The 21,731-nt window shown below is 48.3% G+C and carries 16 protein-coding genes and 1 tRNA gene; 9 read left to right on the top strand and 8 right to left on the bottom strand.

What is annotated here, in order from left to right:
- Positions 1 to 2 precede the first annotated feature (2 nt).
- Genes TREAZ_RS07765 through TREAZ_RS07750 form a run of 4 tightly spaced genes read left to right on the top strand, consistent with a single transcriptional unit; the run spans position 3 to position 3,822 of the window.
- Positions 3 to 242 carry a hypothetical protein gene (locus TREAZ_RS07765; protein ID WP_015711278.1) on the top strand — a complete coding sequence of 80 codons (240 nt, stop codon included), beginning with the start codon at positions 3 to 5 and terminating at the stop codon, positions 240 to 242.
- Positions 243 to 250: 8 nt separating this feature from the next.
- On the top strand, positions 251 to 1,084 hold the full coding sequence (locus tag TREAZ_RS07760; protein WP_015711277.1) for a glycosyltransferase family protein: 834 nt from the start codon (positions 251 to 253) through the stop codon (positions 1,082 to 1,084).
- Entirely contained in the window at positions 1,081 to 2,157 is a 1,077-nt protein-coding gene (locus TREAZ_RS07755) for a glycosyltransferase (RefSeq protein WP_015711276.1), read from the top strand. The genes TREAZ_RS07760 and TREAZ_RS07755 overlap by 4 nt, the downstream gene beginning before the upstream one ends.
- Positions 2,158 to 2,169: 12 nt before the next feature.
- The gene (locus TREAZ_RS07750; protein ID WP_015711275.1) at positions 2,170 to 3,822 is read left to right on the top strand and encodes a hypothetical protein; all 1,653 of its coding nucleotides are present in this window, start codon (positions 2,170 to 2,172) and stop codon (positions 3,820 to 3,822) included.
- A gap of 18 nt (positions 3,823 to 3,840) precedes the next feature.
- Here TREAZ_RS07750 and TREAZ_RS07745 read toward each other — a convergent pair whose 3' ends face one another.
- From TREAZ_RS07745 to TREAZ_RS07735, 3 genes are read right to left on the bottom strand one after another with little or no spacing between them, the layout of a single operon-like run.
- Entirely contained in the window at positions 3,841 to 5,127 is a 1,287-nt protein-coding gene (locus tag TREAZ_RS07745; RefSeq protein ID WP_015711274.1) for a CDP-glycerol glycerophosphotransferase family protein, read from the bottom strand.
- Positions 5,127 to 7,784 (bottom strand): membrane protein insertase YidC, encoded by a 2,658-nt coding sequence (locus TREAZ_RS07740; protein WP_015711273.1) that lies wholly within the window; start codon positions 7,782 to 7,784, stop codon positions 5,127 to 5,129. The genes TREAZ_RS07745 and TREAZ_RS07740 overlap by 1 nt, the downstream gene beginning before the upstream one ends.
- Positions 7,771 to 8,814, bottom strand: a complete 1,044-nt coding sequence (locus tag TREAZ_RS07735; RefSeq protein WP_015711272.1) for a glycosyltransferase — start codon at positions 8,812 to 8,814, stop codon at positions 7,771 to 7,773. Before TREAZ_RS07735 ends, TREAZ_RS07740 begins: the two co-directional genes overlap by 14 nt.
- 54 nt (positions 8,815 to 8,868) lie before the next feature.
- Between TREAZ_RS07735 and TREAZ_RS07730 the strand changes: the two genes are divergently transcribed.
- Entirely contained in the window at positions 8,869 to 9,561 is a 693-nt protein-coding gene (locus TREAZ_RS07730) for a CDP-alcohol phosphatidyltransferase family protein (RefSeq protein WP_015711271.1), read from the top strand.
- Here TREAZ_RS07730 and TREAZ_RS07725 read toward each other — a convergent pair.
- Positions 9,551 to 11,185, bottom strand: coding sequence for a hypothetical protein (locus TREAZ_RS07725; protein ID WP_015711270.1), 1,635 nt, complete (start codon positions 11,183 to 11,185; stop codon positions 9,551 to 9,553). The genes TREAZ_RS07730 and TREAZ_RS07725 overlap by 11 nt on opposite strands.
- A gap of 82 nt (positions 11,186 to 11,267) precedes the next feature.
- Between TREAZ_RS07725 and TREAZ_RS07720 the strand changes: the two genes are divergently transcribed.
- The 4 genes from TREAZ_RS07720 (at position 11,268) to TREAZ_RS07705 (ending at position 18,056) form a co-directional block, all read left to right on the top strand.
- The gene (locus TREAZ_RS07720; RefSeq protein ID WP_043922988.1) at positions 11,268 to 15,641 is read left to right on the top strand and encodes an acyl-CoA dehydratase activase; all 4,374 of its coding nucleotides are present in this window, start codon (positions 11,268 to 11,270) and stop codon (positions 15,639 to 15,641) included.
- Between the two features lie 47 nt (positions 15,642 to 15,688).
- Positions 15,689 to 17,131, top strand: a complete 1,443-nt coding sequence (wbaP, locus tag TREAZ_RS07715; protein WP_015711268.1) for an undecaprenyl-phosphate galactose phosphotransferase WbaP — start codon at positions 15,689 to 15,691, stop codon at positions 17,129 to 17,131.
- 11 nt (positions 17,132 to 17,142) lie between these two features.
- On the top strand, positions 17,143 to 17,925 hold the full coding sequence (locus tag TREAZ_RS07710; RefSeq protein ID WP_043923382.1) for a DUF6675 family protein: 783 nt from the start codon (positions 17,143 to 17,145) through the stop codon (positions 17,923 to 17,925).
- Positions 17,926 to 17,984: 59 nt separating this feature from the next.
- Positions 17,985 to 18,056 (top strand) — tRNA-Gly (locus TREAZ_RS07705).
- Positions 18,057 to 18,059: 3 nt separating this feature from the next.
- Here the strand turns inward: TREAZ_RS07705 and TREAZ_RS07700 are convergent.
- Genes TREAZ_RS07700 through murC form a run of 4 tightly spaced genes read right to left on the bottom strand, consistent with a single transcriptional unit; the run spans position 18,060 to position 21,709 of the window.
- Complete coding sequence (locus TREAZ_RS07700; RefSeq protein WP_015711266.1) at positions 18,060 to 18,872, bottom strand: HhH-GPD family protein; 813 nt, start codon at positions 18,870 to 18,872, stop codon at positions 18,060 to 18,062.
- Positions 18,845 to 19,396 (bottom strand): (d)CMP kinase, encoded by a 552-nt coding sequence (cmk, locus tag TREAZ_RS07695; RefSeq protein ID WP_015711265.1) that lies wholly within the window; start codon positions 19,394 to 19,396, stop codon positions 18,845 to 18,847. The genes TREAZ_RS07700 and cmk overlap by 28 nt, the downstream gene beginning before the upstream one ends.
- Positions 19,386 to 20,252 carry a YicC/YloC family endoribonuclease gene (locus TREAZ_RS07690; protein WP_015711264.1) on the bottom strand — a complete coding sequence of 289 codons (867 nt, stop codon included), beginning with the start codon at positions 20,250 to 20,252 and terminating at the stop codon, positions 19,386 to 19,388. The genes cmk and TREAZ_RS07690 overlap by 11 nt, the downstream gene beginning before the upstream one ends.
- Entirely contained in the window at positions 20,249 to 21,709 is a 1,461-nt protein-coding gene (gene murC, locus TREAZ_RS07685; protein ID WP_043922987.1) for a UDP-N-acetylmuramate--L-alanine ligase, read from the bottom strand. Before murC ends, TREAZ_RS07690 begins: the two co-directional genes overlap by 4 nt.
- Between the last annotated feature and the right edge of the window lie 22 nt (positions 21,710 to 21,731).

Genomic DNA, 21,731 nt, shown 5'->3' with positions numbered 1-21,731 from the left:
TTATGCTCTCCGATAAACAGGAAAAACTACCTTCCTTCAAAGTTGGGCACGGGAGATTACGAAGCGGTTTTGCCGAGCGGGATATTGGCAAATTCACAGTATCTATTGCATTGGTTGGAATGAGAGACATCAAGGACTATCTAACCGCTGCAAAGGACGGTACCCCGGTAAATCCCGGTTCACCTTTCAATATCAAAAACGTATCAAGTGGAAAACCGATAACGAAATTATCATCAAAATAGGTAAGGCCATGTCTAAAACTAAAGGTATAATTACAATTGCTATTGGAAAAAAATTCATAAATCAAGCAAAATATCTAGCCTATTCATGTATGCTGCATACACCTCACACTATCCGAGCGGTAATTACTGACACCCCTGATCTTCTTTCCGGCTATTTTGATTTTATAATTCCGTATAACCAGGAATATAGTAATCCGTTTATTGTAAAAACCCGATTACATATTTATACCCCCTTTGACAAAACGTTATATCTTGATGCTGATTCTTTAGTAATAAACGAAATTGATACCTACTGGGAAGCCCTGGAAAATTCTTGTTATGCATATACTGGGGAACTTATAAAGAATGGGGTATGGTATTTCGATATAGAAAAAGCAATGATGCAAATGTCACTTTCATGGATTCCTAAATTCAACAGTGGTATGTTTCTCTTTAAAAAAAGTGAAGAAGTGGAAACAATTTTTGATGTAGCATATGAATATTTGATAAATCAAAAAGAAAAAAATTTAAACATTGATTTTTTTAGAAAACAAATGCTCCCCGATGAGCCTTTCTTGGCTATTGCACTGGCAAAACAGGATATAAAGCCAATTGATGATCATGGTCGTTTTTCAAGAAGCCTAATCGGAGCAAAAAAAATACATATAAATGTAATAAAAGGATTTGCATTCTTTATTAAAAATGAGTGTCAGGTATTCCCCTTAATTGTGCATTTTTGCGGAAAATTCGGAAATTTTATATATTTTTTTGAAAAAATCAGGTTAAATTTCTACTTTAACCCTCCCCTTTCCGGACTTTTGACAAATATCCTTACTATAGCAAGGAAACTCCTAAAAAAATGATCACCGTCCTGGTTTCTTACGAACGAATTTCCCTTTTCCATACAATGGAGCCTTTCTTTAGCAAAAAATTCCGAAAGCTATTCCATTTTACCCAATCACCGGAGTATTGCCTGACTAAAGACAAAAATTCTGTCCTCTTTATGGAACGCTGCTTTCAGCATAGAGAACCCAGGGATTTGGCTTCCGACGAATTAAGCCTCATTAAAAAATTGCGCGACAAATATAAGACCATTGTGTTTTTAAATGGCCAGCCCGAGGCCGGCACAAACCGTTTGGATTTATTGCCTTATGTAGACAGGCTCTTTTATAAATCGGTTTTTTCTGATCCTGGCAATTACACAAAGGATCTTTATGCGAAAAACCTTTTTGCGGACTATTATCACAAGAAATTCAATATAAGCGACAAAGATACTGAATACCGGTACAAACCTGTCGTAAGCATAGGGGACATAAAACGCATAGAACTCTCCTGGAATATCGGCGTGGGAAATTATCCCCGCAAAAACTGGCCCCAGCGCGCGGGCGTGGTTCTGGCGCGGTCGGGCTTCCCTGGCTTAAGGCAGTTTTTTAAAACTAAATTGAAAAAACGGCCTTCGGATTTCTCTGATCCGGCCAGGCCTATTGCGGTCCATGCCAGAATTGATCCTGTATCATGCGAATCCATTGCCTATCAACGGCGGTTGTATATTGAAAAAAGCGCAACGAACAAGCTTTTTTTAACCGGGATTGTGCCGCAAAACCAGTATTATCAGGAATTAAAAAAATCCAAAATGACCTTGTCCCCTTTTGGCTGGGGTGAAGTCTGCTTCCGTGATTTTGAAGCCATTATCTCAGGCAGCTTGCTGTTAAAGCCGGATATGTCCCATTTGAAAACCTGGCCCGATGTCTATATCCCCTACGAAACCTATATCCCAACGAATTGGGATGGAACCGATTTAATAGAAAAGGCAGAAGCCTATTTGTCAAATGATCAGGAAAGGAAGCGTATTGCCGAAAATGCCTGGGAACAGTATCGTTCACAGCTTGCGGGCCTGGACGATAGATTCATTTCCATTTTTCACGATATATTATAGCAGGAGTTTTATATGAAGAGACTTATTATTGCAGCACTGCTGGCTTTTCTTTTTTTAAGCGCTCTTGGCGCCCAGTTTATCCATGATCCAAACGATCCAATTTATAAAGATATAGATCGATGGGCGGTTCGCCGGTATATAATATCTGCATTGCCCCTTATACGGCCCTACCCTGCCCAGGTTCTGGACGATCTTCTTAGCCAGGTGATTGAAAACGGCAACCAGGAGGCCCGCGATAAAGCTGCTATCTACAAAAACAATATAGCCCCAGGCAACCGCATGATCCACGCCGGAGTCAAAGGCAATATTGTAAGCTTGAATGATGACCTCACAGCAGAAGGCGCTTTCTTTGCTGATGGCAGTATACGCTTGCGGGATTGGATAGGGGCAAGCTATTCCATGTTTATTTATGGCGCTACAAAAAAGCCAGGCACTGAATATACTGTCCCGGGTACTTATTCGCCCTTTCCTGACCTTGTTTCCGATACTGCGAATATCGGACCTTTTAATCTGTTTCAGGATTGGACGTCAACCCTCGGCATTGGAACGCATAATTTCTTTTTTCAGGCAGGGCTTAACCGCACCAGCGTAGGGCCTTTTTATGACAACGGGACTGTGGTAGGCCCTCAGGCAGCACGGGCCGGGCACTTTAGCCTTAATTACCGGCATCCCAAATTTTCCTTCGAAATGCTCATGCTGGCAATTACCGCTTCTGATGATTTAAATGAAAAATTGTTCCCCCAAAAATTCCTGATCTTCCATTCTTTTAATTTCAACCCCTTGCCGAATTTGGAATTCGGGTATCTTGAATCTGTGGTATGGGGCGGCCGCTTTGAATTCCTGTATATTGTCCCCTTTACCAATTTGTTCGGCGCACAGTCCTTGACCGGCGATTTTGAGGATAATTCTTTTATGGGTTTCCATGTCCGCTGGTACGCCCCCCATAACTTGCAATTCCTGACCCAAGTCTATATTGACGATATGCACCTGAATGATTTAATGCGCTTTAAGTTCAACACTAAACTTAAATTTGCAGGGGAATTCGGACTTACCTGGGCGCCTGAAGAGGGCCCTCTTGCATCCCTAACAGGGAACTACACCATGGTCTTTCCTTATATGTACACCCATTGGAACCATCCGGATGAATATCGTTATTCAGACAAACCAAATTACCTCAATTATTCCCACATGGGAAGGAACCTTGGGACTGATTTGCTGCCGAATTCAGACAGACTCGCACTAAAGGCAGTATGGCGGACCCATCCTGATTTTGATATCAACATGTCCGCATATTTTACCAGGCACGGAAATGCGTCAGAACCGCTGCCCCCCGGATCTTATTATGATGGAGACCCTAATAGCATTAGCCCGGATGATAGAGATGAATACCATAACGGCGATATCTTTGATGATGGCGACACAATAGAAGGCAACAACTACAGCAAAGTCCATTTCTTAACCCAGGACACTATCGATACCCGCCTTGCAGGCGGCTTGGGCATTAAATGGACATTGCCATCTGTTGCCATTAAAGTCGGGGTATTGTCTTTTAATATTGATTATGTTTTTGAATACGGATGGAACCGCGGCGGCGAATATGGACCGGTAAAGAACAATAACGGTATCAGCCACTACTGGAGCATGGGCGGCGCCTGGCGGTGGTAATCTAATCTTATAAGTCTCTTAAACATCGTGGATACCCAGCGCATCCACGATGCGCATTCCTGCTTCCCCTGGATACATCCAGGCCTCATCTTTTAACCTTTTGGTTGATTCCCCCCTCTTTTTCTCCCCCATAACCCTATCCAAAATCCCCTCAATGTCCTTAAATTGCGTCTCATCCACCGGCAAGCCGATTTCCCGTATGGCCCGAAAAGTCCAGGCTTCGTCGTCAATGTCCGACAAATCGTACGGCCTTTTGTCAAATTCAAACCTGGGGTACACTACAGGCCGGTTGAACAAAAAAGCATAGTCAAAAATAACACCGGAAAAATCAGAAATAAGGATATCCGCCCTGGACAGGGCCTTAATGTTTTCGGCATCAAAATTCCATTCAATGTTTTCAAAGCGGGCAAGATCCTTTTGGATTTTTTCAAGGGTTTCCTTTTCTGAAATAACGCTCTGCGGATGGGGGCGAATGATTATTTTATATGAAGAAAGCGCCAGAGGCTCAAGGAGCTTTAAGCCATAGCGTTTCAAAATTCCGTTTTCGCCCCAGGATGGCGCTACCAGCACTGTTTTTGCAGCGTCTTTTGGGGGCAAATCAGCAAGGCGTTCCGACATGACATCAAGGTAAGTGCAGCCTACAACTGTCAATTCTTTTTGTTTTGTTCCTCTTTTTTCTTCCAGTTCCCGTATATCCTTCTTTTGATACTCGCCGGTCAACAAAATCTGATCGTAATAATCCAGGCCAAAAAGGCGATAGGTTGTCGGATCTGTTACCATATGGAGGACGTGAATATACTTCTTTACCCCAGGCGATCTCTTAATCTGCAATACATCAAGGCCCGGTGTTGTCATAAGGCAGATATCCGCTTCCAGAAAATTCAGAAAGCGGTATGCGGTATTCCCCTTACCGATAAATTCCTTTTTAATCAGGCCCGGCATATCCGCCGGCCCGGAAAACAAAAGGCCCGGATCGTCTTCGCCGCTGGTGCAATAAGCGCAGGGGATTTTGCGTTTTACCAATTCTTCGAGTATCGGCCTAAATACATTCCAATATTGCTTCCCCTCCGAATAGATAACCAGGGAATGGTGTTTATCGGAGCCGATGGTCTTTCCTTTGCCCAGGAACCTTTCAAATAATGTGCCGTCTTTTATTTTGATAAGCACATTCTTGAAAAAGAAAAAGGCCGTGACTGCCACACCGGTTAATAATGAAAAAAGCATGCTTCCGGTACCAGGATCGATATAGGCAAAAACAGGGGATGCAAAGAATATCAGAAAAAACGCAATATAAATCAATTTCATTATTTGTTCCCCTGCCAATCGGCCCATGACAGGGCGCTGAAAATATCCTTTTCCAGAAGCTTCCGTGTTCTTGCAAGGCTGAACTGGTACGGGCCATGACGGCGGGGCTGGGAAGATACTGCCTGCGCCACAGTCAAAGTTCCGCTTTTTGAAGCCATATTTATGGGTGTACCCAGGTAAGGGTTGATTGCACCTTTAAAATCCGCTGTCGCCAGGGATGGGACATCGGCGTTTGTCATAAATTCGTGCGATATGGACAGGCTTCCCCTTGCGCCAGGCTGCTTTACCAATAGCAGCGGATTATAGGCTTCCATACCGCTTCCTTCAAAGAGGTCAGTGTCAAAGCCGTTGCCGTGATCGGAAACAATGATAATCCGTGAATTATCGTATACCGCCATTTCTTTAAGGCTATCAATCCAGCGGGTTACGGCTTTCATAGCCGACATAAATGTATACATATAGCTTGCATTGTCCTCGGAACCAAATGCAGCGATTTCTACTTCGTCATAATGGATTAAGCCGGGCACAGGCAAAAGGCTTGAATCATACGCCCCTGGTTCATGGGTTGTCTCATTGGTAAAAATATTCAGCGTATCAGGCCCTTCATCGACGGCACAAAAATCGGATAAATAATAAAGGCTTGCGTATTCAGTTACCCCCCGGCCATACGCATTGGACGCACCGTCGCGCCACCAGATTCCTTTATAATGGATGCCGTAACGAAGTGCCGGCAATGCAACCCTGAAAAGCCCATAGCGGAATAATATATCAAAATCAAAACTATCGATAAGCTGCTCAGCCTCATGGGGGAATTCTTCCATGAAGCGCTTGCTAAAACGCCCGTCAAGGTTTTGGGCTGTGACATTTTTCATGCCTTTAAAAACTGAAATATCAGAAATAAGCTGCATATTAGTCATGGTAGGGTCGGAAACCGAAACCCTGTACCCTGCTTCCCCGAATAATTTTGGCAATACAGTGAGAGACTCGTTTATCTTATCTTTTAGCAATTCATCTTTTCGCAGATCGATTTTTTCCGGGGTATAATCGTATCCCCCCATCAATGCCGGAAGGCCGGTAATAGTGCAATGCCCAAAAGAAAGGGTGTTTGGATACCAGGTAAAGCCGTCCAATTTTGCATTTAATTCGGGCATCTGCTCCAGGGCGGTATGCATGGCTATGCCAAGAGCCCTGTCAAGAAACATTACAAAAGTATTTGTCCCTTTGCTTGTAAAAGGAAACACAGAGACAGATTCGTTTGCTACCGGGGCGGAATTCCTGATTTTTTCAAGCTCCCTGATTTCCCTATTGATGCCTGCCATATTAATAATTGCCATAACGAGAATTGCCAGAGCGGTTGCATTATACAGGGAAGCAAGGATTTTCTGTTTTTTAATCAACACGAAAACAGCGGGAATTATAATCGATACAGCGGCCGCAGCAAGGTTAACCCAGAATGGAAACGCCTTGACGATCAATTGGGTATCTTCTATTTTGAAGCTATTGGTCATGACGCCATAGGAAGAGCTTAAGGCGAACAGGCATACAAGGGCCAAAAAGGCAATTATCCCAAAACCAATGGCAAGGATTTTCCTGACATCCCTATTGGCGAAAGCCCATACAAGTAAAGGGATCAAAACAGTAAATGCAATGGATTGAATAAAGGTTCGCAGCAAGAATTGCCAGGGCGCGGAGAAATCGGAAACCGATCCCGCAATGACCTGCCCGGGGATAAGGGCGCCAAGAATCAAACAAAGCAAAGCTATGGAAGAAAAGTATAAAAGCCGCCATTCCGTAAACGGGGATTTCAGGGTGACCGCGTACCGCGTCAACAGCTTCCAGGCAAAAGGCGCAAGGAACAGGGCAAAACCAATTCCGGCAAATAAAAACCTGTAGCGGTCAATGTCAAAAATACCGGAAAGCGCGCCGATTATTAGGATAATCGCAAAGGCGGAAGTTACTATCTGGAGCATTCTACCGGGGTGCTTTAATTTTGAGGCGGCTATATTTTTGCCCAGGGAAAATATATTGTTGCAGGTCCAGTAAAGCACCAATCCTGATGGGGAATTATATAATAATACCAAAAAAACAAGGGAAATTCCGAAGAGCTGTATTTTTTCGCGTCTGCCCAAATCTTTGGTGTATATAAAAGCGGAAGCGATATTCACCGCAGTCATAATGAAAGGCATGATATTGATCGCCCTATTCCCCGCATGGATAAAGCCGTCGGGATTGCCAAGGTTTTTCAAAACCCAAAAAGATTCCCCTGCCAGGGACGGGGTATGGGATAGCAATTGATAGGCCGCGATAAAAAACGGTATTTGCAGAAGCAATCCTATGCTGGATTTCAATGCGGACAATGGGGAATATCCCATCTGCCGGTAGTAGGCATTGATGATCATTTGCCGTTCATCGCCCTTAAAGACAGCCTTTATGTCGGTCAGCTTTTTTTTCATCCCTTTTTGCAGATTCCGTTCTTCCTGCTGCCACTTGTCGGCAACAGCATAAATCGGAAGCAGTATGGTGTTTACAGCAAGGCTTAAAAAAACAACTGCCAGCCCGGCATCATAAAAAGTCCGGTTAAAAAGGACAAAAAGGAATTCGATTATTATCCGTATGGGCCAGATAAAAAAAGTATAAAGCAGATCAGATAGCGGCATATATTTTACCGTACTCCAGGCCCATTTTTTCTTCCGAATACAGGGATTGTGCCATGGCCCGGCTTTCCAGGCCCATAGTAATGGTTTCTGTTTTGTTTTTAAGCATTTTGGCAAGCAGCAATGCCGCTTCGCCCTCGTCATTGAACAAATAGCCGTTCTTGCCGGATAAAACAAGATCCCGGTTCCCGTACACATTCCGCAGCAACAATGCACAGGAAGCATTCATTGCTTCCAATACGCCGAAGGGAAGCCCTTCCCAGGCTGACGCGGACAGGTAAACCAGGGTCTTTGCCAAATAACCATCCACAGTCTTTTTATCGGTCCATCCGGTAACTGTTATATTTTTCGATTTAAGGCTGCCCCGCAAAGGACCATCCCCTATCCAGCAAAAGGATGTTTCCCCCTTTGCCATTTCGGCGATGCGGTTAAAAAGGGCGGGATCTTTTTGAACGCTGGCTATGCCGGCAAAGCTTACCAAATGCGGATCGACATCCTTCGCCGCAGGGGTAATTTCAACGCCGTTTGATACCCACAACGCGCTGCTGTACAACCCGGCTTCTGATTTCCCGCATCCTACCACGATACCACCAAACCAGCCCCCGATTCGTTCAAGGGAACGGAACAATGCCTTTTTTAATCCGCTGATATCGGTTCGTATAAAAGAAGCCCCATGGGGCGTATAAATGACCTTTTTTATGCCCAGGAGCCGGCATGCTATTCTGCCCAGGAACCCGGCCTTGGACGAATGGAGATGGATCACGGCATCGGAATTTTTATAGGGCTTTATTATTTTTAAAAGCTCCTTTAACGCGCGGATATCCTTTAACGGATTGATTTCCCTCCCGGCCGAGGGCCAGGGTATAAAACGCACTGCCTGGGGGAATTTCTTTTTTATGTTTTCCTCTGTATCCGATCCTGTTCTGGAACCATGAACCACAATATGCTGCAATCCCGCCAGCTGCCGGGTTATGCTTAATACTGCTGTGGTAATTCCCGTAGCAAATGGTTCAAGAACATGGACAATAGTCATAATTAATAATATCATAAAAAAGAAACCGTTTCTATGTCAATTAAGGGGAAATTAATGGCTTTTACATTGCATGATATATCCGCTTCCCTGCCGCCGGAAAAAAACCGGGCTGATGGTTTATGGACCAGATTCGTTTTGCGGCCTCTTTCCATCCCGGTTGCATGGGCAGCCTTGCGGCTCCATTTTGGGGCCAATGGGGTTTCCTATATATCATCCCTTTTCAGCATTGCCGGAGGCGTTCTTTTTTCAATGAACGGATTTTGGCTTCCCCTTTGGGGGGCGATACTGTTTAATTGTTTCTCTGTCCTGGATTGCGTGGACGGCAATATTGCCCGGGTTACCCATACCGCAAGCCCCTGGGGCGGCTGGGCAGACGCGGTTATGGGCTTTGTGGCTTACACCTGCGTTTTCATTTCCACCGGCATTTACGTTTATCTGCGGGGGGGCTGTTGGCTGGTTCTGGTTATTGCCGCCGTTACAGCTTCGGCCAATCTGCTTACCCGTGTTGCCTACCAGATATATAAGAACATCGTAGGCGAGGAAGCCCATGGCTCAGTATCGTTTGAACGGAAACTGGCGGAAAATGTGGGCATTACCGGGTTCTTGATGCCGGCCCTGATTGTCTGCCATTTTACCGGAGGCATGATTTTTATTGTTGCCTTCAATTTGCTGTTTTATCTGGGCGGCTGCCTGGCAACTATCATCAAGCTGGCAAGAAAAATTTCAATTCAATCCGCTAATAAGTAAAAGCGGCGGAAAAACCGAACTCCATACCGTATTCATTCGTTCCGGACTCATGGTTCGCATTGATGGACATAGCGCCCCCGATATACCCTGATAAAGCAAGGAAGGCAAAGGGCTGCCACTCCGCTGCCAGGCCGGCGGTCAACCGGTGTTCCGCAATCCCGCTGGGAGTGCTCGCATTCCGGGATTCATGGGACATATCCCAATCCCATTGCAGGGTATGCTCTCCCTTATTGACGAAGGAAACATCGACAGAAAGGGCCAAATCTTTTTTTGAAAAACCCGCGCCCAGCGCAAAAAGCATGGTATCCCGGCCTTCGGGGTGGCCAATCCAGGAATAACGCAGGCTCTTTGCCCCCACATCCGAGAGGCGGCGCATGGAGATAAAGCTCCCAAAGGGGCTTGAAAGTGTGTAAAGGAAAGGATCCGTATACACAAATTCGCCGTAAAAAATGCCGTTCCAGTTTTTGAACCCATGGGTATATTCGAGGCCTGCCAAATATCCGAGGCCATTCGGCGCCTGATCCGGCCAATTTTTCCGTTCATAGGGGGTCGAATACTCATTCATCACAAACTGCCCATAAAAAGCCAAGGACGGGATAATCGCCACATCAAGGTCCAAGGAAAAAAGGGAGCCTACCATGTCGCCGTCGCCCCATTTGTCATAATCCAGCCAGGCAAAAAACGAATGAAAAATGGCAAAGGGGTTGAGGAAGCGAATTTCCGGCGCAGAATTCCCCACCATAATGCCTTCGCTGGCCCCAAGGGAAATGCGGTGGAAGAACCGGGCATCGACGCGGTGGAGGTACATATACCGTTTGGTGGTGCTTCCAAGGCTGTCGGGAGGAGGCGCCACACCATCGGCGAGGAGATCCTTAATATTCAGGGGAAGCTGGCTGATAAATGCAGAATACTTAAAATTGGGCGCGAAGAAGGAAAACCGGGCAAAGTCATAGTAATCGGGGGACGCGGAAAGGGCGAGATTCCCTGTATGGGCCGCCCCGTAGGACACCTTGTCCCGGCCAAGCTGCACATTCCACCATGCCCCCCCTGCCGCGACAAAAGCCCGCAGCGGCATATTCAGGTCAAACCGCGCCGGCTCATAGGGAATGTTTGTCCCCCAATGGGCGCCGTCTTCCGCGTAATAGCTGGGGTCGGCGGAAAGCATGGGGGTAAAATTAAGCTGAAGGGTGTCGGCAAAGAACAGGGTTACCGGGAACGAAATGGCCATGGGGCTTTCTGTATCCTTTCGGGTATAGGGAATAGCCGTATTGGTCCTTGCATGGATTTCTGGGGCAAATGAGGCATGGAAAGACAGGCCAAAGAGGCCCTCCGAAAACAGCAGGGAAGGGTTCAAGGCAGCGGATACCCGGTCATAGGCTTCCCGCGCACTGCCCGACAGGGAGGGCCCGTCAACTTCATCCAAAATTTGCAGAACCTCGTCCCGGGACAAGGGAGGCGTCAGGGAACGAAAACTATTGCCCGACTCCCTGACAAGGAAGCGTATATCGTCCAGCAGGGGGTTTCCGGCGGAAATCAGGGTAAAAGGGAGCGAAAACAGGCTCGCGGCCCCGGCTGTGAGGCCCCAAAGCACGATTGCAAAAACGACCCGCTTGTCAGCTTTCATAACCCTTTGAGTATACCGAATTCCCCGAAAGAGGTACAGATGCTTGAAAAAAATAGATGAATCCTGTATAATTTATTAGTAAATGAGTCAAGTTTCTTCTTGCCTGTGGATAGGCATTGATGTGGGCTCCACCACAGCAAAAGCCGTCATCGTGGACCCACAAACAAATACATCCATCTTTTCACGCTATACCCGGCATAATGCCCGGCAGATAGAAACAGTCCATGATCTGCTGTCCGAAATATCGATACAATTTCCTGATACCCGTTTCCGCGCTGCAGTATGCGGTTCAGGAGGCAAAAGCATTGCCGGCCTTCTGCAAGTCCCCTATGTCCAGGAAGTTGTTGCCAATTCCATTGCCATAAAAAGGCTGTATCCAAAAACGCGGATTGCCATTGAACTAGGCGGCCAGGACGCAAAAATCGTCTTTTTCTATTACGACAAGGCGACAAACAAGCTTAACGCTTCTGACATGCGGATGAACGGGAGCTGCGCCGGAGGCACCGGCGCGTTCATCGACGAAGTGGCGTCGCTGCTTAAAATTCCTGTAGAGCAGTTTGAAGCTTATGCCGCAAAAGGCACTTTTGTATACGATATTTCGGGCCGCTGCGGTGTATTTGCCAAGACCGATATCCAGCCCTTGCTGAACCAGGGTGCCCGGAAAGAGGACATCTGCCTTTCAACCTTCCATGCGATTGCCAAGCAGACCATAGGCGGCCTTGCCCAGGGCCTTGAACTCAAGCCGCCCATCACTTTCGAGGGAGGCCCCCTCACCTTTAACCCAAGCCTTATCCGGGTTTTCTCGGAACGGCTCAATTTAAATGAAGATGACATTATATGGCCCAAGTCGCCTGAGACCCTGGTTGCCTGCGGGGCGGCGCTTTCGCTGGGGGATTTGTTCGCGGATCGCCAGGAGGAATTCGACGCAAAAGCGGGCTTGACGGCTCTTGCCTCGTATAGGGATCATCTGTCGGTCGAAACCCAAAGGCCCCAAAAAGCGTGGTTTGATTCGGAAGAAGAAAAAAAAGCTTTCTATGAGAGGCATAAGCCCTTTGAAGTTCCTGTCCCTACGGCGGCAGGCTTGCAGCGGGGACAGGCACTGCGGGTGTATCTTGGCATTGATTCAGGCTCAACTACCACCAAATTCGTGCTCCTTGATGAAAACGAAAATGTGATCGACACGTTCTATTCCAACAATTCAGGCGATCCGCTGCACCTTATACGGGATGCCCTTATCAAGCTTGACAAAAAATACCAGGACCTTGGCATTACCCTGGAGATCATTGCTGCCGGAACCACCGGCTATGGGGAATTGCTTTTTTACAAGGCATTGCGGGCGGATTATCACAGTGTGGAAACTGTAGCCCATGCGGCAGCTGCCCGGAAATATGTGCCTGGCGCAACCTTCATCCTGGATATCGGCGGCCAGGATATGAAGGCCATTACCATTGCCAGGGACATTGTCACCGATATAACCCTCAACGAGGCTTGTTCCGCAGGATGCGGATCGTTTCTGGAAAATTTTGCCAAATCCCTCAATATCCCTGTTGCGGAGATAGCGGAAGCGGCCTTTGACGCAAAAGATCCTGCTGAACTGGGGAGCCGCTGCACGGTCTTTATGAACAGCTGCATTATCACGGAACAGCGCAACGGAAAACAGGCCGATGATCTTATGGCGGGCCTCTGCCGGTCCATCATTGACAATGTCTTTACCAAGGTAGTCAGGGTGTCAAACTTTGCAAGCCTTGGAGATAAAATTGTAGTCCAGGGCGGAACCTTCAAAAACGATGCGGTGCTCCGGGCATTGGAGCAATACACCGGGAAGCCCATTACCAGATCTCCTTATCCTGGCGAAATAGGCGCCATCGGCATTGCGCTCCTTACCAAGAAGCATGTGGAGGAAACGCCGGACTTTTCAAGCCGCTTCATCGGCCTTGGGGCGATGAAAGATTTCAATTATACCCAGGAATCGAATTCGATATGCAGGTTTTGCAGCAACAACTGCAGCCGCACGCTGCTCCGCTTCTCCAGCGGCACGACTTATGTTACCGGCAACAGGTGCCAGCGCGGAGAAATCATCGGGGATCTGAAGGATACCAAAATCCGGGAAAAGGTAAAACAGCTAACCGAAGAGCTTGACGGGGTACCGGATTTGATGAAGAAACGGGACGCCCTTCTTTTCAAAAATTATCCTTTTGCGCTGGTCAATCCGGAGAAGGACATTACCATTGGTCTGCCCAGGAGCCTTGAATTTTGGGACAGCATGCCCTTTTGGACTACCTTCTGGAAATCGTTAGGTTTTAAAGTTCAAATTTCCCGGCCCAGCAGCCGGCATATTTTTGAACAGGGCCTTCCATTCGTGGCCTCCGACACTATCTGCTTTCCTGCAAAACTGGTGCACGGCCATATCCGGGATTTGGCGGATTCCCATGTGGATCGTATTTTTATGCCTATGATCATCCGGAACCCTTCCGAAAATATCGATCCCCTGAGCGATCACCTATGTGCAGTGGTAAAGGGCTACCCTCTGGTCATTCAATATTCCGACAATCCCGCACGGCGATGGAACACCATCTTTGATACCCCCATGTTTCATTGGTTCAGCGAAAAAGACCGGAACCGGCAGATTTGCGATTTTATGCAAAACACCTTCAATCTGGCGCCTCATGTCACCCGGGAGGCCATTGACCAGGGATCTGCGGCGCTTAAAACATTCCGGGAAGATCTGCGTTCCCATGGGGCGCAGGTTATTGCGGATCTTGAAAAGAAGCCCGGCGCCTTTGCGGTAGTCCTCGCAGGCCGCCCCTATCATAACGACGAACTGGTGAACCACGACCTTTCCCGCTGCTTTATCCAGCAAGGCATTCCGGTTCTCACCGTCGATTCCCTTCCGGGGATCAACCAGATTGATTTAAAACTGACCCGTACCGAAATTGTAAACAATTTTCACTCCAGAATTCTTTCCGGCGCTATTGCCGTGGCCCAGCATCCTGCACTGGAGTATGTGCAGATTGTCAGCTTTGGCTGCGGCCACGATGCGATTCTGTCCGACGAAGTGATCCGGGTTTTGAACGAAATTTCCGGCAAGACGCCGCTTATCTTAAAACTCGACGAGAGCAGCATCTCGGGCCCTCTCACGCTCAGGGTGAAATCGTTTATCGAAACAGTCAAAACCCGCAGGGCAAAGGGAATAACCCAGAAGCCCCGCAGCCTTAAAGATCCCTATCCGGTAAAATTCACAAAACAGGACTGGAAAAAAAAGACAATTCTGATACCCAATGTATCCCGGGCGTTCTGCCAAATCGTAAGCGCCGCCATTGCCCGGCAGGGCTTTAATGTGGAACCTCTGCCCATGGGCGGGCGGGACGCGATAAAGCTTGGGAAAAAATATGTGCATAACGACATTTGCTTTCCTGCGCAGATGAACATTGGCGAAGCCCTTTCGGTCCTGGAAAGCGGCAAATACGATACGCACCAGCTGGCTATCGGCATGGGAAAGTACCAGTGCGACTGCCGCCTTGCCCAGTACACAAGCCTTGCCCGCAAAGCTTTTGACGAGGCCGGTTTCGGCCATGTGCCTATTATCACTACCGACAAGCTTGATTCGAAAAATATGTTTCCCGGTTTCAGGCTGGAGCTTGTCTTTGAAATACGCGTAATTTGGGGCCTGATTATGGCGGATATTTTGGAAGATCTCCGCCGCAAGATACGGCCTTACGAAAAGAACCAGGGAGAAACAGACCAGGTGTTTTCCAATGCCATGGATGCCATTATGGACGGCCTGGCCCGCAAAGGGATAGCCGCCGCCATAAAGGCGTACAAAAAGGGCATCGCCTCGTTCTGCGAAATCCCCTATGACCGCAGCAGCCGCAAGGGCCAGGTGCTCATCACCGGGGAATTTTTGCTTAGCTTTCATCCGGGTTCCAATTTTGAAGTCGAATCGTATCTTGAAAAATACAACATGGAAGTGATTATGCCCCGGCTGGCCGACGTGTTTTGGCGGGACTATGTCCGCATGAAATCGGAGGTGAAGGATTTCCATGTAAGCCGTCCCTTTCAGGGGATACTGTTCGCCCATATCGGGGACGGCCTGTTTAATTTTATTGTGACGACCCTGGAAAAAACCGCTTTCCAGCATCCTTTATACGAGGCCTCCATGCGGCTGCCGGATCTTGCCGACCTTGCTGACCCCGTCATGCACCGCACTTTTACATCAGGAGAGGGCTACCTCATACCGGGGGAAATTATCCATCATGCCAGGGCCGGGGTGCGATCCTTCATCATACTCCAGCCTTTTGGCTGCCTGCCCAACCACATTTCAGGACGGGGGGTTGTCAAGCGGCTTAAGGAAGACTTCCCCGGGATTCAGATACTGCCCCTGGACTATGATCCTGACACAAGCTTTGCCAACATCGAGAACCGTTTGCAGATGCTTATCATGAACGCCAGGGAATAATAATGAAGAAGCTTGAATAATCTTTCATCATCCTACATAATATAGGAGTGACCTTATGCGAGTTTGACGGCTGGTACCGGGCCAGATACCACCGTACCAGTTCAGCCCTGACTGCCACAGCCCTGATAGTGGCCGATTTCTTCGGGGTCATGGTCTCATTCGGCGCTGGGTTCTTCCTGGTTAACCTCTATGACATGAGCTATATCAATTTTAGGTCATTCGTTACCTACTGGCCCTATCTCCCCATATTCATCCTTATATTCCAGATCATGAACCTCTACCCCGGCGTCTCCCTTGCCCCTGCTGATGAGCTGAGGGGCTTTACCATAGGGTCCCTTATGGCCCATGGGGGCATTATAGTATCACGATATATCGAGGATCAGGAATTCGACGCCATTTCTGTGGCATTCATCATCAGCTTTATCTTTTCGGCATTTATCCTCATGGTATGCCGGGATATTATGCACTCCCTGCTGGGCAAGATTAAGCTCAACAACATCCCCGCAGTGGTCTTTGGCGGCGGGCCTGCCGGCCAAATCATGGTGGACAGGCTGCTCAAAAGCAAGAAGGCCGGCTATATCCCCGTGGTTATCCTGGACGACAACCCCGAATGCGGCGATGAGTACCGGGGCATCCCCGTTATAAGGGATATACATCTAGGGCCTGAGCTGGTAGCCCGGTACAACATCAAAATGGCAATAGTCGCCATGCCCAGCCTTCAGCCGGAAGAAATGGCAAGGCTGATAAACTATTCGGTTTCGGCCTTCAGGTACAATGTGCTTATCCCGGACTTTGTCACCCTTAACAATATTTGGGTGTCTGTCCGGGACTTTGACGGCATACTGGGGCTTGCCACGAGCCATCGCCTCAGGATGCCCTGGAACCTGGCGATCAAGCGGCTCATGGATTTGACCATCGTGATAATCGGAGGGCTTGCGCTGCTTCCGTTCTTTCTCTTCATTGCCCTTCTGGTTAAATTGAGCTCTCCCGGGCCTGTTCTGTACGGACATAAACGGCTTGGGCTTAACGGCAAGACTTTTAAAGCCTATAAGTTCCGTTCCATGGCGATGGACGCGGACAAAAAGCTTGAAGAATTTCTTGCTTCCGATCCTGCCCTCAGGGATGAATGGGAAGCATCCCGCAAGCTTAAAAACGATCCCAGGGTTACCGGGATCGGCAAATTGATCCGCCGCACAAGCCTTGACGAATTCCCCCAGCTTATCAATGTCCTTAAAGGGGAAATGAGCCTTGTGGGGCCCCGCCCTGTGGTAGAGGCGGAGGTGGAAAAATACGGCGAAAATTACAACCGCATATTTTCCGTTAAGCCCGGCCTCACGGGCCTTTGGCAGGTTTCGGGCCGTTCCGACAAAGACTATGCCGAACGCGTTTCCTACGATACCTATTATCTTCAAAGCTGGTCGGTTTGGCTTGACATCTGGGTTATCTACAAGACGCCGGCGGCAGTCTTAAAAGGCAAGGGAGCCTATTGATGTTTTTAAAGATGAATAAAACTATGCTGCTTATGGCTGCGTTTTTTGCGCTATGGCCGTTTTCCCTCATAGCCCGTTCCTTTGACGATGTTTTTCCGTACATTGGCACGGACAAAAAGGCCGAAGCCTTTGCCGAAGATGGCATAATCCGTTCCCTTGGAAAAGGCGAGTCCTTTGAGCTTAACCCTGCCCCTTCTTCGGGCATAGATCTCCAGGCCAGGATCATGCAGAAAGCCCACGAGCATCTTACCGAATCCCTGTTGGTTGTTCCCTATGCCGGGCGTGCTCTGAATGTGGTGGACGCTTACAATTCCCTTGGCAAGGTCCGGAGCCTTAAGGGCCGGCTTTACCATTCCCACACCCGCAACGCGGATATCCCCCTTTTTGAAGAAGCCACCAGGCTCGAAAGCGCCAAGCGCACCAATACCCCTGTCCCCGATCCTGCTCCTGTGTCAGCCATCCCTGCCAATGAATCCATCTACATAAAGCTTAAGGATGTAAATTTCGGCAATTCCTATTACCGCGCCGATATTTCCCAAAATGGCTACGGCCTGGTTTATAGCCTTACCAATTTTAAATCCCTTACTTACCTTCTTTTCACAGTGATGAAAGAGGAAAAGTTCTCCGCCTTTCTCTACCTTGAGCCTATTGACGAGGGCATGCTGGTCTACGCGGTTGCGGGGACCGAGGTTTCGAACTTCATCGAAAACCGCATCGATATACCTTCCGCAATCAGCAAGCGGCTGGCGGTGTTCATAGACTGGATAAGCGAAGGGGTGCGGGAGCAGAAGTAAATTCCGGGCGTGTCCGGGCATTGACATTTTGGGCGTTTTTCGGTATGTTTTAGTCATACGCGGATGTCATATAACGGCTATTATCTCAGCCTTCCAAGCTGAAGACGTCGGTTCGACTCCGATCATCCGCTGAGCTACTGTTTGATTCTGTATCTTCCCCCTGCCTCGGCTACGAGGGAATCTTTTTCCAGCGACTTCAGAGCCTGGTAGAATTCTTCTTCGTCGGTTTTCACGTCAAGACTTTTTCTCAATTCCTCAGGCGCCGCAGGGCTGCATTTTACCAGGGAGCGGATTAGGCTGCCGCGTATCTGGCGGAGGGAGCCTTTGAAGGCGCTCTGGCGTGTGTAGTGGGCGCTGCGGCGGTTGGGGTTGGGGGTTGTTTTTTTGAGGGCTGCGCCGTAATCCATGAGGGCCCAGTACCACTTGCGGGGGTTTTCTTTGTCTAGGTGCTTTTCGAGGAGCGGGAGAAGCTCGGAATCTTTGATGCCTTCCTGATCTTTGAAAAAGAAGTGGAGCATTACTGCCCTTATGTTGGTCTCGATGAATACTGAAGGATAATTATAGGCAAAGCAGGATATGGCGCCGGAGCAGTAGGGGCCTATGCCGGGGAGTTCCAATAATGATTCGGGGGTTTGGGGGACTATTCCCTTATGTTCGGTTGTAATAATGTTCGCACATTCTTTGATATACATGGCACGGCGGTTATAGCCCAGGCCGCTCCACTCTTTTAGAACTTCTTCAAGCGGCGCTTTGTCAAGGCAGGCGGCTGTGGGCCATTTTTCCATCCACCGCTCCCAGTAGCTTACGGCCCTTTCGGTTTGGGTTTGCTGGAGCATGAATTCAGAAACAAGTATCCCCCAGGGGGCCAGGTTTCGCCGCCAGGGAAAGGATCTTCCCTGTTCATCATAATAGGAATAAATTACAGAGCGGAATTTTTTTCTTTCCATTTCTCTATGATAAGATCCATAATTGCCGAAGGCTGCAATTCATCGGTGTCTATGACAATATCCGCAAATGAATAATCATTGTTATCGATATTATAGATGCGGAGATACCTTTCGCTGTCCTGCTTGTCGCGGTCGGCGGTAAAGGCCGCTATTTTTTTGAGGTCCCCGCCTTCCCTGTTTTGCACACGTTTTGCCCGGGTTTCGGGCTTGGCGGTGAGGAACACTTTCAGGTCGGCTTCGGGAAGCATCCAGATGGCCAGGCGGGAGCCCAGCACGCAGCCTCCTTTTTCCCTTGCCATTTCCACCTGCCTGGAATCCACTTCCCTGTCCCAGGAATCGTCGGTCGCCGCCAAGGCAAGGATCTTTTTAAGATCCTTGCCTTTTTCCGCCGCCAGGCTGCGGAAGGTAAAATTGATGAACCGCAGTTCCAGGGCGTCTGCTACAAGGCGGCTTACCGTGGTGTTGCCGCAGCCCGATTTTCCCGAGATGGCAATCTTTGTTTCGCTGATGGGTTTATTCGACATTTCGCAATTGCTCCCTTATGTTTTCCAAAGCATTTTTCATTTCCACTACTGCCCGGCTCACTTCGATAACCGGGCTTTTTGAACCTATGGTGTTTACTTCCCTGTTTATTTCCTGGCAAAGGAAGTCAAGCTTTTTGCCAGGGCTGGGGTTCCTTTCTGTTTCCAGGCGGAATTCCTGCAAATGGGAAGAAAGGCGGGAGAGTTCTTCGGAAATTGTGTATTTCATCAATAGCACTGCTGTTTCCGCAAGTATGCGGGTCTCGTCTATTTTATCGCCCAGCAATTCCGCAAACCTCGTTCTTAAATTTTCTTTTATTGATTTTTCAAGTTCCGGTGAACGGACCGCTATGATGGCCGCATGTTTTTCCAATAGAGCGATATGCATAAATATATCGGCTTCTGTGTGCTTCCCTTCGCGTATGCGCTCTTCCCCGAATTTATCGGCCGCGTCTATCAGCACAGGCATGATGGCATTTTTATATTTTTCATCATCCCTGTTTTTGTCAACTTCGAGCACTCCCTCAAGTTTCAAAATATGCTCGAGACCTGGTTCCTCGTTAATGCCGAGGATACGGGATAAATCCTTAATCGCTTCAAAATAATTTTGGGCTGCAGCCTTATTGACCGACACTGAAAGGGCTGCATCGTGTTCCTTGAGCCTTATGGCTGCTTCAATCTTGCCCCTGCTGAACCTGGATGAAATATAACTGCGTATTTCGCTTTCCAGGGAAGACAGCCAGTTGGGGAGATATATTGAAAGATCCAGGAAGCGGCTGTTGTAGCCCTTTATTTCTACCGAGACAGTAATATCATTTTGATTTTTTTCGCTATAGGCATAGCCGGTCATGCTTTTCATTTAATCAACCCCAAAAGTTTTTTGCCCAATTTCCAATTGTCACCCGCGCCCATGGTGATAAAAAGATCCCCCGGCTGCAAAATGGTTTGCAGCAGCCCAGCTGCATCTTCAGGCTCCTCGACATAATATACCTTGCCGCCAAAAAGGGCCTTTGCCTTTTCAAACAAAGTTTTGCCTGTCACGCCGCCATTATACACTTCACGGGCAGAGGCATAGATTTTATGAAGCACTATAACATCCGCTTTTTCAAAGGATGCGGCAAATTCGTCAAGCAGCGAAGCTGTCCTTGTATAGGTGTGGGACATAAAGCTCAACACAAGGCGGCGATTTGGATAAAACTCTTTTAAGCCCGCCAATGTTGTTTTAATTGCTGTGGGGTGATGCCCGTAATCATCCATAAAAAGGACGCCCCCTGCCTCCCCTATTATTTCCGATCTCCGCCTCGAACCCTTGAATCCTTCAAGGGCCGTCCTCACCCCTTCCCGCCTGTCATCGTTCCAGCCATCCCCAAATTCTTTTTCTGCCAAATCCGAGACCAGGGCTATTGCAGCAGCCGCGTCCAGGGCAGTGTGCCGCCCAGGTATGCGGAGCTTTAATTCTCCCGGAAAACCTTTCAGCTTCATTATAATTCTTTCGTTGTTTGTTTCAAAAAATTCTATTCCAAAATCGCCTTGAGCCGAAAAACCATAGGGGGTATACACAATATCCCGGCCTTCTTTTTGAAGCAATCCTGCGGCTTCGCTTGCCCCCGGATCATCAGCACAGTAGATAAGCTTGCCCCCTGGAGGGAGAAGCCGGCAGTACTCGAGAAACGCGTCCCTGATGGATTCGTAGGTGGGGTAATAGTCCTGGTGATCGCTTTCTATGCTGGTAAGGATTATGCGCCTCGGGTGGAAGGAGAGAAAATGCCTGCGGTATTCGCAGGTTTCGGCCACAAAATAGGTATTGCCAAGGTTTAGGGTTGAACGGTCGCCAAAGCCCGAGACCGCGCTGCCTGCCAGCACCTGAGCAGGGAGACCTGCGCCGCGTATCAGGGTTCCTGCAATGGCTGTAGTGGTGGTTTTGCCGTGAACTCCCGCAATGCCGGAAGAATCAAAATGGGCTGAATATGCGCCAAGGGCTTCTGAATATTTGCAGAGAGCTATGCCCAATTTTTGAGCCTGGGCGATTTCGGGATTGGTTTCGGAATTATAGGCTGCGGAATATATCACTAGATCCGGAAGGGAACCCTGGCCTGCGGCTTCGGCGGAGCTGATATGGGAAGCTTCAAAAGATTCAAAATAAGGTATATTCAGCCCTTTGAGTATGGCGTCAGTGTAGAATTGCTCGGGTTTGTCCGACCCTGAAACATGGATGCCCCTGCCCTGCATAAGCTCCGCCAGGGCGGACATTCCCGTCCCCTTGATCCCGATAAAGTAAACCCTGGCGCCGGGAACGAAACCATTACTTAAATCCATATAGTATGGTATATAAGAAAAA

Origin of the sequence: Leadbettera azotonutricia ZAS-9 (assembly GCF_000214355.1) — a bacterium.
Taxonomy (GTDB): Bacteria; Spirochaetota; Spirochaetia; order Treponematales; family Breznakiellaceae; genus Leadbettera; species Leadbettera azotonutricia.
Note: the sequence above shows the minus strand (reverse complement) of the source record. Positions and strands in the feature narration are given on the sequence as shown.